The following is a 14,220-nucleotide window of genomic DNA, read 5'->3' as shown; positions in this document are numbered from 1 at the left end:
GCCTGTTGCATATATGTTGCCGGTAACATAGAGCTTCTCAGTAGGGGCGATTGTTCCTATTCCCACATTGCCGGTGTTCTTCACTATGAACATATCCCCATTGGTCGCGTCAGTTGAGCTTAACCTGAAGAGGTCAATATTCGTATATCCAGAGGCTGACACATCCAGCCACGCTGCAGGTTCATATTTCCCTATGCTTGTCATGCCGTATTCCGTTATCTCAAAAACGGTGTCCGGCCTCGATGGCGATCCAAGCAGAACATTTGCCCGGGAACGCGCCTGTATGGCAAAACTATGAAATCCGTTGGAACATCCTTCGCATTTTGAAAATAAGAATGCGCCCCTGTTTAGGCCTGAGGTCAAAGCTGTTGCTGTGGAGTCATCACCGGGAGCCACATAGTCAGCAATAAACCCCTGATTTTGGTATGTGCCGATAGTTTTGATCTTTCCATCGGTTACCACTATCTTGTTATCCGGGGTTGTTGTCCCTACTCCCAGGTTGCCTGTCACTAATAGGTCTCCGGCAGCAAATACCCTGCTCCCAATCAGTAACACACAGGTTAATAAGATCAATATCTTTTTCATTTTATTCCCTCCATTGTTTGTATATTATTATGTTTACTGGATTATGATATTTTCCATTGTTACCACACCATTACTTATAGTCACATTGCCGTTTATGACCGTCTTGCCGGTTGTTGCATTGAAATCACAGTCATATCCGCCTCTGAGCGTTATCGTCTTGCTGGAATTCAATATAAGGTTTTCATTAAATGTATCATCCTGGAAATGTATCTCATCTCCTTGCGATGAATCATCATACGCAGGCTGGAGAGATGTGTAATATGAATTTGCCATGCCGGTGATCTTTACAGGTGAATAACATGTAGCGCTTATATAGTTAAGCCTTGTCAGCGAATTGGCGCTGCCGTCTGAGTCTGTGACTGTTAGCTTTACGGAATATGTTCCTGTACCTGCATATTCATATGAAGGGTTTAATAATGTCGAGTCAACAGTAGCGTTATTGTCAAAGTCCCATTCGTATGTAAGCGGCGTGTCATAGCCTGTTGAGGTGTTTGTGAAGTTTACTGTAAGAGGCGCGCTCCCGCTTGTTGGAGAACCTGTAAATCCTGCAACAGGCACGGTATTAATGGCATAAACCTCTGACTTCACTGTCTCGCTATTATCTGCGTTGTCCTTTGAATAGAACCTTAATGTTGTTGTAGTGTACAAGGCGATTGCGCCGTTATAAACTGTTGCAGGCGTGCATCCTGAACCTGTGCAGTAATATTTGTTTGCGCATCCCGAACCTGTGCCGTCATTACAGGTGAGTGTTACATTCTGCGGTGAGCCATACGATCCGCCCGCAGGTGATGCGGTGGTTGTGGGGGCAGTTGTATCTAAAACAGTAGATGTTGCTGCCATATTTAATAAAGTCCCTGCGGCTGGCGGTGAAAATGTGGTGCCTGTAGTTTGGTAGGTTATAGGAAGAGATGCAGGCGGGCAGAATACACTGATACAGCTTCCGGGAATTGCCGGCTGCACATTAGTGATCAATGTCGATGTGCTCGTATCATATACTCTAAAATCAGTAAGCGCCTGACCGGATAATGCCCCTATGGTTGTTTCGTCATCACCATAAATAAGCATTATTCCGTATTGTCCTGTGGTATCAACAATATATAATCCAACCGGGGTCTGGACACCAGGTACAAATATAGCTATTTCATCGCCGATCTGGGCTGGAGAACCATCTATTGTAAAATCTATTCCCGCAAGCCACATAAATTTTGTAGTGGTAACAGGCGTATCAAAATATCCTGCATAACCTGGTCTGCTGATAGATAGAAAGATAAAGGCAAGAGATAGCAGAAAAACGAACTTTTTCAGATTAAATATTTTAGTTGCCATACACACAATTAGAAGATTAACTCATATCTTCTTCTATTATTATATATGGACATGATGAATAATATCCATTTAATATTGTGTTATTTGCTGCTTTCAGACACCGTTTTTGTAATTATGCCGAAAAAGATAATATATTGTTCAATGTGAGTTACCCAACGTTATTGAGGCAGTGCAACATGTTACAGATCGCCTCGTTTCAGGGTAAGCTTACGAATTATATTGACAATAATTATCCGAAAAATTAAAGTAAGTCTAATGATTTACTCTATGATCTTTATTGAAATCTATAAAGGTCAAGAAATTGCGGCTCTTTTAGGTCTCTAATTAGTCAGTAATAGGTGGATAATAATGCGGCTTCTTGCATCCGACTTTAGAAGGTACAATTATTTTTCGAGCCTTTCTGATAATTCTCTGGAACTCCTTTCCAAAAAGAGCAAGGTTGTCAATTTTCCTGCCGGCAGTGTAATCCTGAAGGAGGGAGATGCGGGAGACTTTTTTTATTTCATTAAACAGGGCCAGGTTGAAGTAACCAAGAGGACAAAATCCGGGCAGGATGCGATACTTTCTGTCATAGGAAGCGGGCAGGGCTTTGGAGAGATAGCGCTGTTGACCTGTCCCGTCCGTTCGAGTTCAGTCCGTGCAATTACCGATGTTACGCTTTTTGAACTGCCAAAAGCAGAGTTCGAAAATATTGTATTGGATGAAGCCGCTTTTAATATCTCCCTTACCAAAAACGTAGAAGGTTATCTTCGTTTTAACAGAATTAAAATACTGCAGCCCTTTCAACTCCTTGAACCGTTTAAAATGTTCGCCATCATGGAAAAGATGGCTGAAAAACAATACGCCCCTGGCGAAGATATCATTGTGCAGGGTGAAAAAGGTGAACATTATTACATTATTGAATCAGGGCGTGTTGCTGTATTGAAAAGTAAAAAAGGGGGAGAGGAGTATCAACAGGTGGCCGTATTGGACGCAGGAGAAGCCTTTGGGGAAGAGGCGCTTATCAGGGATGATCCACGCAATGCAACCTGCCGTGCCATTGAGAAGACAACGGTAGCTGCACTGCACAAAAAGGATTTCAACCAGATCATGAAACCTTCATTTTTAGATAATATCTTTCCTGAAGATGTTCCCCTTGATAGATATCTGGATGAGTATGTCATCATAGATGCCAGGGTCCCTGCTGAATATGAAGAAGCGCACATATATGGCGCGATTAACATCCCGCTTGAAATATTGCGGCAGGAATCCATAGATTTTGACAAGTCAAAAAAATATATTACTTATTGCCTCAATGATTCCCGTGGCATGGTAGCGGCATTTCTCCTGAAGAACCACGGCTTCCACTCCCAATGTCTGCGCGGTGGAGTTAACGGCTGGGAAGGAGAGATTGTAACAGGTTCCAACGGCATACACCTGCCGGGCGGTAAAGTGGAAACGTAAACCTACTTCCCTGTAAGCTTCATAGGATCAAGGAGACGGTTTGCGTCTTTCTTGTTCAGGATGCCTTTTTCAATAACAACCTGCTTTACAGTCTTGCCTGTGTTGTAAGCCTCTTTGGAAACTGCCGCTGCTGCTTCGTAGCCGATAACAGGATTCAGCGCGGTTGCTATTGCAAGTGTTGCATCAGCCAGTTCCCTGCATCTCTTTGCATCAGCCTTTATGCCCTTTAAGCATTTATCATTAAATGCGTTTACGCCGTTTGTCAGTATCTCTATTGAAGTAAGCAGGTTATACGCTATGAGCGGTTTCATCACATTAAGCTCAAGCTGCCCTGCCTGCATGGCAAATGTTATAGTGGTGTCATTTCCCATGACCTGATAGCAAATCATATTCAGCATCTCCGCCATGACAGGGTTCACCTTGCCCGGCATTATGGATGAGCCGGGCTGAACAGCAGGCAATATGATCTCAGCAAAGCCCGTCCTTGGGCCGGAGCTGAGGAGGCGGATATCGTTGGATATCTTTGTAAGAGTTACTGCGATCCCTCTCAGCGATGCGCTCACCTCAAGTGCTGCGTTGACATTCTGTATCCCTTCAAAGCGGTTAGCAGGGCTCTTGAACTTTATTCCGGTTATCTTATTGATCTCTCTGACAACTGTCTGCCGGAATTTTGGATGGGCGTTTATCCCTGTGCCGACGGCATTGCCTCCGATCGGAATATACAGAAGAGACTTGGAGGCGTTCTCTATCCTCTTTATGTCATTGGCAACAGCTTCTGCATAGCCGCTGAACTCCTGGCCGAGCCTGATAGGCACCGCATCCTGCATATGTGTCCTGCCTGCTTTTACTATCCTGTCGAAATCTTTTGCTTTCTTTGAGAGAACAATCTTCAAAGATCTAAGAGCCGGAAGGAGGCCTTCTTTGAGCGCCTCAAATGATGATATGCATATTGATGTAGGTATGGTGTCATTGGTTGACTGCGCCATATTCACATGGTCATTCGGATGTATCTTGCTGTGGTCGCCTCTTTTGCCTTTGAGTATCTCCACAGCCCTGTTGCAGATGACCTCATTTGCGTTCATGTTCTGTGAAGTGCCTGCCCCTGCCTGATAGGCGTCAACAACAAAATGAGCGTCATGCATGCCTTCGATGACCTCAAGCGCAGCTTTCTCAATTGCAGTTAACTGATTTTTTTTCAGAAGCCCGAATGATCCGTTTGCCCTTGCTGCAGCAAGCTTCACTATCCCCTGTGCCCTTATAAAACGCCGGGGAAGCCTGAGCCCGCTTATGGGAAAGTTCTCGACCGCTCTCTGTGTCTGAGCGCCGTAATATGCTTTGTCAGGCAGCTTAACTTCTCCAAGTGTGTCATGCTCTATTCTCAATCTAACGCCCTCACTTTGTTTGATTTTTAGTAGTTTACCATATCAGAACTTCCGTTTATGATTATTATTTATCATTTATTTTTATTTATTTGACAGTGCAGGAAGACTAAAACTATAATGTCTTAACCATGATATCAACTTACGAAATAGCTTTACGCCTGCTGCTCGGGGCATTTGTCGGAGGCATAATAGGTTTTGAGAGGGAGATGCACGGCAGGGCTGCGGGGTTCAGGACACAGCTTATCGTATGTGTCGCGGCTGTTTTGATAATGATTGTTTCTGAAAACTACTTTTTTCATCTGAAAGACCTTGACCCAAACCTCAGGATAGACCCCGCAAGGATAGCAGCCGGCGCGCTTATGGGCATTGGATTTCTTGGCTCAGGAGTAATAATAAAGGATGGTTTTGCGATAAGAGGGCTGACAACTGCGGCATCAATATGGATCGTATCTGCAATAGGGCTTGCCATTGGAGCGGGCCTTTATGTCGAAGGGTTGATGACTACCGCAATTACAATTCTTGCACTTGTTGTCTTAAGGGCTGTTGAGAGAAAGATAAATACAGTGATGTTTAGGACGATAACTGTTTCCACAGGCGGAGTGGAGATTCATGACGCTGAAGAAAAGATCTGCTCCGTACTCAAGGGTTGCGGATTTCATGTGCACTCAGTTGATTATGAAAAACAGGGCGCAACAAGAGAGTATATATTTACATTTCACATCTTAACAAAGCGGAAGGAAGATACAAAAAAGATATTTCAACAGCTTAATTCTTTGGAGTTTGTTAATACGATCAGGATAAGGGGATAGGCGCTGCCGGATTTATGAATTCAGCAATCTGTCAAAAGGATATTTCTTAAGGAACTTAAGGAAGCTCTGAAGAGTGTGTGAAGGCTCTTTGGACTTTTTATAAACGAGATTAAAATCTCTCTTGAAAGCTTCATCCTTAAAACCGCAGGTTTTTATTACGCCGAACTTAACCTCTTTCTTCACAGCCCACTTTGAGATTATTGAAACCCCAAGCCCTTCTTCAACAGCGTTTTTGATAGATGCCGTGCTTCCCATTACAAGGGAGATCTTCAGGTTCTGCTGGGTTATGCCGTGTGTTGCAAGGTGTTTCTCGATCACCTGCCTTGTGCCTGAACCCTCTTCCCGGAATATCATGGGTTCTTTTGAAAGCTCCATTATGCTTATGCTCAGTCTCTTGGCCCATGGATGAAGAGGAGACATGATCAATACCATTTCGTCCGGGATGAGCTTCTCGACAATGAGTTTCTGTTTCTTTATCTCACCTTCAACCAGGGCAATATCAACATTGCCTGTGTTCAGATATTCAATTACATTCCGTGTGTTGCTTATGTGGATATGTATCCCGACCTTTGGGTACTTCTTTTTGAATTCGGAAATAACTGAAGGCAGTATATAATTGCCAATTGTAGAACTTGCTCCAACACTTAAAATCCCCTTGACCTGGCCGGTCAGTGAACCTATCTCCTTCTCAGCATCACCATACAGAGAATTTATCTCTGTTGCATATTTATACAGTATCTCTCCAGCATTGGTAAGGGTTATTATGCACCCGGAGCGGTTGAAGAGCTTTGTGCCGTACATATCCTCAAGCGCCTGTATTTGAAGGCTTACAGCAGGCTGGGTCAGGCGGATTATCTCGGATGCCCTGGAAAAACTTTTTGTTTCTGCAACAGTGCAGAAGACTCTTAACTTATGATCATCCATAGTTTATATTTGGTTATTGAATTATAGAGACAAATTAGTATAGACAATAAAACTATTAGTGTCAATTATCAAGATATGTAAAAAACTAATCTGTTACAGCTACCGCTTTTTACTCCCTTCAACAGCGCTTCTTGCGAGTGCGTCAGCTTCTCCGTTCAGTTCCCTCCTGACGTGAGAGATCTCGAACTTCTCGAATTTATCGATAAGTTTCATAGCCTTGACCCATAACAGCTTCAGGTTTTCGTTCCTCACCCTGTACTCACCCTTTATCTGCTTGACTACCAGTTCAGAGTCCATAAAGACCCTTACTTTTTTTACTCCTGATGAATCTGCTTCTGTCAGTCCCTTGAGCAGGGAGGTATACTCAGCAATGTTATTTGTTGCCTCTCCAATATACTCAGAGATCCTGAGCTCATTCTCTTTGCTTCCATGAAAGAGGATCACAACCCCTATACCAGATTTTCCGGGATTGCCGCTGCAGGCGCCATCACAGTATATCTCTGCTTCTGAATATATTGAAGAAGACGCTGCCTGTAAGTCATTGGGCTGGTTTTTTTGAGCGGCGTTGTCAAAAGGCTTGCCTGTGCTGAAAAGCGGGGTCATTTATCTTTGTAATATAGGAATCTGTAACAATAAAAGCAGTTAATGATCTTACGATTTTCTTTTACTTCATTAAAGAGCTGCGGAGGGATATTCGTATTGCACCCCAAGCAGATCTCATTTTCCGCCTCAGCAACTGCTGTCCTGCCATGCTTCTTTAAAAGGTTCATGTAAATCTCATAATTATCCGGATCTATCTTGTCTGTAAATTCAGTTCGCTTTGACTTATATTCTGTCATGTCTGAAAGCAGCTTCTTCTTCTCATTCTCGATAAGCTGCTCATCTTTTTTACATTCCTCTTCAGCCTTTTTTAGCTTTAACCCTTCTTCCTTCAGCTCATTTGTTAAAGCATCCGCGCTGACCATGATAGTAAGTATCTCTTCCTCTATACGCTCTGTTTTTTTCTGGAAAGATTCTATCTCCCGCAGATGAGCTTCATATTCTTTGTTGGTCTTGAGCGCACCGCTCTTTGCCTTGGACTTGTTGATGGTATCATGGATCTCCTGAAGCTCCCGTTCCTTGTCTTTTCTCTTTTTTACTGCTTCATCAGATTTGGCTTTGGAAATGTTATAGGAGGCTTGGGCCTGTTTAAGCAGTAAACTGTCATTGCCTATTTTCTTTGAGAGCTGATCTATTTCATCAGCTAAAGAGATGATGGCGGAGTCAACATCCTGAAGTTTCTTGAGAAGCTCTAATTGTTCATTCAATGCTGCCTCCGAAAAACAAAGTGGAAAAACAAAGGGAATCAGGTCTGAACATCAATATATTAATTAACATAGTGATTTTATGGTGGGCCCACCAGGACTCGAACCTGGGACCAACCGGTTATGAGCCGGTGGCTCTACCAACTGAGCTATAGGCCCTGATTACCGAAAAGTTAACTATGACATTCTATGATAAACGCAAAAAAAAGTAAACCTTGCCTGTCATGATAACACGCATTGAATATTATCAGCAATGACTTGACTCTGATTACGTGATAATGACCGCTGCATTGAAGTTTTATATGTTATTGGTCATAATAATTCAATCATGAAATCTGTTTTTGAGAAAGTCACTTCAGAACTACATAGAGGGATAAGCACATGCAAATGTGCCCAGTGCGGATGCATGCGCGGCACCTTGGAAGGGCTCAAGTTATCCCTTCCCACACTGAAAGACAAAGAAGCAAAAGAATTGCTCAAGGATGTGAAGCTCATATACAAGGATCTCAAGCCTCTTAAATACTCCTGCTTCGGATGTAAATTCTGCATTCCGGCCGAGGCTATGACATTGCTGACAAAAGAGTTTCCCCGCCTTGCATCTTCCACGCTCTTAAGCTGTGAGTTTAATGTTGGCGATGATTGGCCGACTGTGGATGGCGAGTATACAGTCCTTGACAGGTCAGCTCCGGTGGCGGTCACTACACTTGCAAACCTGAAACTTGAGGAGAAGATAGTAAAGCTCAAGCCGGAAGGCCTGTGCATAATCGGCAAAACAGAGACTGAAAATATAGGTATTGACAAGCTGGTAAAGAATATTATTACTAACCCTGCGATTCGTTATCTCATCCTTGCTGGGGATGAGGCGCCGGGACACAAAAGCGGCGCAACCATCATGGCTTTATGGAAGAACGGAGTTGACAAGAATATGCGCGTTATCGATTCTCCCGGAAGGCGGCCTGTGCTTAAGAACCTTAACCATTCTGATGTAAGGGCATTCCGCAGCCAGATAGAGATAGATGATCAGCAGGGGTGCTCAAATATAAAAACCCTGACGAAAAGGATAAACGCTCTTGCAAAAAGATCTGAGCCGTTATCAGCCGTATCAAATCCGATTAGCGCAGTGATTTCAAGCTGCGGATGCGGCGGCGTATGTCATCCTGAACCTCCGAAGCCTGCATTGACGCCGGTCAAATTAATTGCTAAACCCAAAGCTGAAAAGATGCCTGCAACGGCAAGGGTCAAAGCTATAAATCCAAAGTCAGTAAAACTGGATAAGGCAGGATACTTCGTAATAATGCCTTTCAGAAATAATAAGGTCATACTGGTTGAACACTACAACTATGAGAATAAACTTCTAAGGGTCATCGAAGGCAAGAACAGCCGCGAACTTTATTTCACAATAATCAATAACAAGTGGGTATCTGAACTCAGCCATGCAGCTTATCTTGGGAAAGAGCTTGCAAGGGCTGAACTGTCCATGAAAAACAATACTAAATTTGTACAGGATGGAGCATAATACAGAGGATTAAAGGCATCAGGCAAAAAGGCATAAACTTTTTTGGCAAAACCTTCTGTCATTCTTAATTCTTAACTTTTCATTCTTAACTTTCAATTTTACGTTTAACACTATGTCAAGAGTAATTGCGGTATCCAATCAGAAGGGCGGCGTCGGAAAGACAACAACAGCCATTAATATAGCTGCGTCATTGGCCCAGATGGCCGGCAAGAATGTCCTGCTCATAGATGCCGACCCACAGGGCAATTCAACAAGCGGCTTCGGTATAGACAGGGATAACCTTAGCGGCAGCCTCTATGATATTTACACAGGATCAAGAAATATTTCCGAAGTTATCTGTAATTCCCAGATTGACAGGCTAAAGATCATCCCGTCAAATATAGACCTCATAGGCGCTGAACTGGAACTTGCGGCAAAAGAGGGCAGAGAGGTTATTCTTAAAGATGCCATTGCTACTGCCAGGGCTGATTATGATTTCATACTGATCGACTGCCCGCCTTCACTCAGCCTTTTAACACTTAACGCGCTGGTTGCAGCTGACAGCCTCTTGATCCCGATGCAGTGTGAGTACTTCGCGCTGGAAGGCATAGGGGCATTATACAAGACCTTTAATCTGATAAGGAGCACCTTCAACCCTAATCTGGAGATAGAGGGCATACTCCTTACAATGTTCGATGGGAGGAATTCTCTTGCACACCAGGTCGCAGATGAGTTGAGAAAGCACTTTGGAGACAAGGTGTATAATACCAGGATCCCAAGGAACATAACGCTTGCCGAGGCTCCAAGCCACGGCAAGCCCGCAATATTGTATGATATCAACTCCAAGGGCGCTCAAAGCTACATGGAACTTACAAAGGAGATAGTTGGCAATGAAACCGGCACTGGGTAAAGGACTCTCAGCTCTTATCCCTGAACAGAAGCAGAGCAGCGGGATACTTGAGCTTGATATAAACATCATAACACCTAACGAATACCAGCCCAGAAGGTTCTTTGACGACAAGGCGCTTGACGACCTTGTCTCTTCGATCAGGGAAAAAGGTGTGATTCAGCCGGTTATCGTAAGGCGTATATCTGACAGAGCTTATGAGCTTATAGCAGGTGAGAGAAGATGGCGCGCATCCAAAAAAGCAGGCCTTGATAAGATACCTGCCATTGTAAAGGAGGCTGCTCCTGCGGAAGCGCTTGAGCTTGCCCTTATCGAGAACATCCAGAGAGAGGATCTGAATCCTCTTGAGACTGCCGAGGCGTTTCAGAGGCTTATCAAAGACTTCAGCCTGACGCATGACGAACTCTCAAAGAAGGTCGGCAAAGACAGGGCTACCGTCACAAACTACCTGAGGATACTCAAGCTGCCTTCAGAGGTAAAGAGATGGATCGCTGAAGGCTCATTAAGCATAGGCCATGCAAAGGCGCTGCTTCAGATAGATGACCCTATAGCACAGACAGCAGCTGCCAGAAAGATTATCAAGAACGGCCTTAGCGTAAGAGAGGCAGAGGCGCTAAGCAAAAAGACCTCGAATTCACGCCCGAAGCCAAAGGCATCAAGAGACCCGCAGATAGCCTCGCTTGAGGAGAAGCTCATACAGAGCCTCGGGACAAAGGTGCGCCTTATCCACAAAAGCAAAAAAGGCGGCAAGATCGAGATAGAGTATTATTCGCTTGAGGAACTCGACAGGCTGCTTGAGATACTGACGTAGCATTTACTAAAAAAGAGGGAGCAGGTTTATAGCCTGCTCCCTCTCGTATTGAATCTGGATTCCCCGGTCAAGCCGGAGAATGACAAAAACTACTTCTTCAGTATCCCGTCGATCGCTGCCTTAAAGTCATCCATAGACCTGCCCTGCATCCTCTTGCCGTTAATAAAGAGTGTCGGAGTGCCGTTTACATCAGCAGTTCCGGCGAGGTCTATATCCTGCTGAATAAGCTGGTCATATTTATTACTGCTGAAGTCAGCCATGAATTTATTTCCATCAAGCCCGAGCTTAGCTGCAAATTCTTTATAACTGTCATCGGTCAGCTTATTGAAGTTCTCAAAAAGCAGGTCATGCATCTCCCAGAATTTACCCTGCTCCCCTGCCGCGCGCGCTGCTACAGCAGCATTTTTTGCCTGTTTGTGAAACGAGAGTGGGAAGTCCTTGAATACAAATTTGACTCCCTTGGGATAAGCTTGCAATACTTCATTAAGCGTAGGCTGAAGTTTGGAACAGTAAGGGCATTGGAAATCCGAGAATTCAACAATGGTCACAGCGCCGCCTTTATCACCTTTGACAGATGAAGCGCCGATCGGCAGATTGTAAACCTTGTTATAATCAACCTGAGGCCTTTGCGGCTGCATCGCACCCAATATCTTCTTCTGGGTCTCTTCAATAGCCGCCAGCCTGTTAAGTATACTTGCCTGCTCATCTTCTATCTTCTTGAGCCTCGCTTCATCAGCACAGGCTACTGTGAATAAAAGCGGGACCAAGAGCAGTGCAGAAACAACAAAACTTTTCCATCTTTTCATGATTTTCCTCCGTTAATAGATCATTAATTTTAACTAAAACTGACAGTTAAAATTATACCACTACTGTATAATTATTTAATATGTTCACTGAATCAATTAACGAAGGCTTCAGGCTTACACACAGGAATCCTCAGCTCATATATATCAGGATAGCCCTTGTTTTCATTAACATCGCTATTTTTCTTATTATGGTTGGGGCACCTGTTTTTACCGCAGCGTCACGTATCGGCATGGATATGGCTCATGCGGGCGACCTCTTTTATACTTTTCTAAAAGACCCTGTTGAGATATTCTCAAGATATCTCGGATTTTTATTAATTATATTTATCTCTTTTATCATCTGCCTGACCTTTATTTCATTGCTGCATATCTATGTGCTGAGCGGCACACTCGGAGTGCTTAAAAAATCGGCCATTGTTAAGGGTTACAGGTTCAGCTTTTCATCCTTCTTCAAAGAGGCAGGAGATCATATCTTTCCCCTGATGTGGATGATATGTCTTACCACGACAGTATTTTTCATTATCTCAGTCATCTTTTTCATCTTGAGTATTATAGGCATGGATATAAAAGAGTCCATATCGGGCAGAGGGTTATTCATTAAAGACTTCATGATATCCTTTTCAGTTCTTTTCGTTATTGTTTTTGGTTTGATTGCCTCCGTCGCTTCCCTGATATTTACGGTTTACTCTATGGTTGTTGCAGTGGTTGAGACAGGAGGGGTGATCAGCGCGGCCAAAAAGACCTTTGCATTTTTGATGGACAAGCCATCGGCATTCATTTTTTTAATTGTTCTTATTGCAGGGTTCATCGGGGCAAATGTGATCTTATTATTATTTTCAGCCCCGCTGAGCATGTTATCCGGCATTAAAATAAGTATTGCAGCAGCAGTATTAAATTCAATTCTTCAGAGCTATATGATGCTGGTTATGTGGAGTGCTTTGACAGCTTTTTACATTAAGGCGGCAAAACATGGGGTTTCAGAGATTAATTATGAAATTTGATAGACCGGCCATTGCAGTTTATCGCATTGCATTCCATTCATCGCTTGAATATTTCTTTGACTCAAGCTCCTTTCCGGCTTTTAGCTCATAGCCTGTAGGTTCGTCTGTTATCATCTTTGTATCAAGGACTTTTGCAAATGCCTTTTTCATTCCTCTGACAAGTTCTATATAAGATGTCTTATCTGCATATCCATTTATTGAGCCGATACCACTGAAGTCGTCCTTGCTGCTGCACTTGAGCACATTTTGAAGTTCTGCTTCATTAAAATCAAGAAGCAGAGAGCCGTGCTGAAGGAATCCGTCCTTGTAACGTTTCTGCGCGCTGCCGATGACCTTTTTATTGTCTACGGTCACTTCACCATAAGAGACCACCTTGAAGCACGCAGGGCTCTTCTGGTCAGTGGCTCTCTTTCTTGTGAAGGATATCTCTGCATCAACACCGCAGAGTTTCAATCCTTCAACCAGCGCATTGCTGATAACTGTGTAGTCATTATGCAATTCACCATTAAACAGGAGAGAGCCTTTCTTGGCTGAGAAGCTGTAGGTAAGTTCAGATTCATGCAGGATCGCCCTGCCTCCTGTGAGCCTTCTTACGACAGGATAATTATTGCTTCTGCAGTAGTCCATGTCGATATCAGAAATCTTCTGGAAGTAACCCAGGCTCAGCGTCGGCCTTTCCCATTTATAGATACGCAGGGTAGGGGGGGAGAGATCATTTCTCACAGCCTCGCATATAGCCTCATCAAGCGCCATGTTATAAAAGGCGTTATTCTCCTCCTGGATAATTATTCGGGTGAAGTTCATTGTAAATTCTGAGGGCTATTTCTTAAGTATTATCTTGTGCTTTATCAAGGAGATCTCTTCTATCTTTCCCTCGAAGAACTTCTGTTCTCCAAAAAGGTTCTTCATGTAGACCCTGCCGTCTTCGAGCCTGATGATGTCCACATTCTCAAGATAGAGTTCTTCCTTGCCGTCCTGATCGATATAAGCGTTGGCTTCACACATGGTTAACTATCTCCTTTATCTTTTCCATTAATTTATCAACAAGGTGGGGCAGGGGCTCTTTTACAAAGCCTACTATATCTACCTGCTCCTGGTTTAACGGGATCAATATCTTCTTTGCTTCGCTTGATGAAAGCGCCTCGGCCATTAAAGGGGTAAGCTCTCCGAGCATGGCGTTAGGGAGCATGATGCTAATCGGGCCTGTGATCACATCCACTCTACCTGCGTTCCACAGGATAGCATTCTCACCGCTTGCGCCCTTGTCAGCGCCTGCCTTCATCATGCCGGCCGTTGCGGCAGAGTTCGTGCCGAGAGCGGTTATCTCTATCGAGTCTTTAAACTCAGCCCTCAGCCTCTTTACGATAAGGCTTCCTATCCCCCCGCCCTGTCCGTCTATAACAGCGATCTTTAACATGTAAAAAGTA

General features: G+C 43.9%; 16 protein-coding genes and 1 tRNA gene. 6 read left to right on the top strand and 11 right to left on the bottom strand.

Annotated elements, in window-relative coordinates; all coding sequences use genetic code 11:
• Together Q7U10_02165 and Q7U10_02160 are read right to left on the bottom strand one after the other, a co-directional pair.
• On the bottom strand, positions 1–585 hold a 585-nt coding region (locus tag Q7U10_02165; GenBank protein ID MDO8281424.1), incomplete at its 3' end, for a hypothetical protein.
• Positions 586–618: 33 nt separating this feature from the next.
• Complete coding sequence (locus Q7U10_02160; protein ID MDO8281423.1) at positions 619–1,911, bottom strand: PKD domain-containing protein; 1,293 nt, start codon at positions 1,909–1,911, stop codon at positions 619–621.
• Between the two features lie 348 nt (positions 1,912–2,259).
• Here Q7U10_02160 and Q7U10_02155 point away from each other — a divergent pair, with 348 nt between their 5' ends.
• A complete protein-coding gene (locus tag Q7U10_02155; protein MDO8281422.1) occupies positions 2,260–3,354 on the top strand; it encodes a cyclic nucleotide-binding domain-containing protein in 1,095 nt (364 codons plus the stop codon).
• Positions 3,355–3,356: 2 nt separating this feature from the next.
• On the opposite strand, the gene Q7U10_02150 is transcribed toward Q7U10_02155, so the two are convergent.
• Complete coding sequence (locus tag Q7U10_02150; GenBank protein MDO8281421.1) at positions 3,357–4,736, bottom strand: class II fumarate hydratase; 1,380 nt, start codon at positions 4,734–4,736, stop codon at positions 3,357–3,359.
• Between the two features lie 128 nt (positions 4,737–4,864).
• On the opposite strand from Q7U10_02150, the gene Q7U10_02145 reads away from it, so the two are divergent.
• Complete coding sequence (locus Q7U10_02145) at positions 4,865–5,545, top strand: MgtC/SapB family protein (GenBank protein MDO8281420.1); 681 nt, start codon at positions 4,865–4,867, stop codon at positions 5,543–5,545.
• Positions 5,546–5,557: 12 nt separating this feature from the next.
• Here the strand turns inward: Q7U10_02145 and Q7U10_02140 are convergent, their stop codons facing one another.
• The 4 genes from Q7U10_02140 to Q7U10_02125 all read right to left on the bottom strand — a co-directional run bounded on the left by Q7U10_02140 (position 5,558) and on the right by Q7U10_02125 (position 7,932).
• Complete coding sequence (locus tag Q7U10_02140; protein ID MDO8281419.1) at positions 5,558–6,469, bottom strand: selenium metabolism-associated LysR family transcriptional regulator; 912 nt, start codon at positions 6,467–6,469, stop codon at positions 5,558–5,560.
• A 99-nt stretch (positions 6,470–6,568) separates the two neighbouring features.
• Entirely contained in the window at positions 6,569–7,072 is a 504-nt protein-coding gene (locus Q7U10_02135; GenBank protein ID MDO8281418.1) for a ribonuclease HI family protein, read from the bottom strand.
• Entirely contained in the window at positions 7,069–7,776 is a 708-nt protein-coding gene (locus Q7U10_02130; GenBank protein ID MDO8281417.1) for a C4-type zinc ribbon domain-containing protein, read from the bottom strand. Before Q7U10_02130 ends, Q7U10_02135 begins: the two co-directional genes overlap by 4 nt.
• A gap of 80 nt (positions 7,777–7,856) precedes the next feature.
• Positions 7,857–7,932 (bottom strand) — tRNA-Ile (locus Q7U10_02125).
• 247 nt (positions 7,933–8,179) lie between these two features.
• On the opposite strand from Q7U10_02125, the gene Q7U10_02120 reads away from it, so the two are divergent.
• The 3 genes from Q7U10_02120 to Q7U10_02110 all read left to right on the top strand — a co-directional run bounded on the left by Q7U10_02120 (position 8,180) and on the right by Q7U10_02110 (position 10,986).
• Entirely contained in the window at positions 8,180–9,289 is a 1,110-nt protein-coding gene (locus Q7U10_02120) for a DUF4346 domain-containing protein (protein ID MDO8281416.1), read from the top strand.
• A gap of 112 nt (positions 9,290–9,401) precedes the next feature.
• Positions 9,402–10,178, top strand: coding sequence for a ParA family protein (locus Q7U10_02115; protein ID MDO8281415.1), 777 nt, complete (start codon positions 9,402–9,404; stop codon positions 10,176–10,178).
• On the top strand, positions 10,159–10,986 hold the full coding sequence (locus tag Q7U10_02110) for a ParB/RepB/Spo0J family partition protein (protein ID MDO8281414.1): 828 nt from the start codon (positions 10,159–10,161) through the stop codon (positions 10,984–10,986). Before Q7U10_02115 ends, Q7U10_02110 begins: the two co-directional genes overlap by 20 nt.
• 89 nt (positions 10,987–11,075) lie before the next feature.
• On the opposite strand, the gene Q7U10_02105 is transcribed toward Q7U10_02110, so the two are convergent.
• The gene (locus Q7U10_02105) at positions 11,076–11,792 is read right to left on the bottom strand and encodes a thioredoxin domain-containing protein (protein ID MDO8281413.1); all 717 of its coding nucleotides are present in this window, start codon (positions 11,790–11,792) and stop codon (positions 11,076–11,078) included.
• Positions 11,793–11,872: 80 nt separating this feature from the next.
• Between Q7U10_02105 and Q7U10_02100 the strand changes: the two genes are divergently transcribed.
• Positions 11,873–12,793 (top strand): hypothetical protein, encoded by a 921-nt coding sequence (locus Q7U10_02100; protein MDO8281412.1) that lies wholly within the window; start codon positions 11,873–11,875, stop codon positions 12,791–12,793.
• 18 nt (positions 12,794–12,811) lie between these two features.
• Here Q7U10_02100 and Q7U10_02095 read toward each other — a convergent pair whose 3' ends face one another.
• From Q7U10_02095 to Q7U10_02085, 3 genes are read right to left on the bottom strand one after another with little or no spacing between them, the layout of a single operon-like run.
• Positions 12,812–13,597: a biotin/lipoate A/B protein ligase family protein gene (locus Q7U10_02095; GenBank protein MDO8281411.1), complete on the bottom strand. Its 786-nt coding sequence runs from the start codon at positions 13,595–13,597 to the stop codon at positions 12,812–12,814.
• 15 nt (positions 13,598–13,612) lie between these two features.
• The gene (locus Q7U10_02090) at positions 13,613–13,798 is read right to left on the bottom strand and encodes a CooT family nickel-binding protein (GenBank protein ID MDO8281410.1); all 186 of its coding nucleotides are present in this window, start codon (positions 13,796–13,798) and stop codon (positions 13,613–13,615) included.
• On the bottom strand, positions 13,791–14,210 hold the full coding sequence (locus Q7U10_02085) for a DUF3842 family protein (GenBank protein ID MDO8281409.1): 420 nt from the start codon (positions 14,208–14,210) through the stop codon (positions 13,791–13,793). Before Q7U10_02085 ends, Q7U10_02090 begins: the two co-directional genes overlap by 8 nt.
• Positions 14,211–14,220: the final 10 nt, after the last annotated feature.

This window comes from Thermodesulfovibrionia bacterium, assembly GCA_030646035.1.
Lineage (GTDB): Bacteria > Nitrospirota > Thermodesulfovibrionia > UBA6902 > UBA6902 > JACQZG01.
This window is presented reverse-complemented; position numbering and strand designations above follow the sequence as displayed.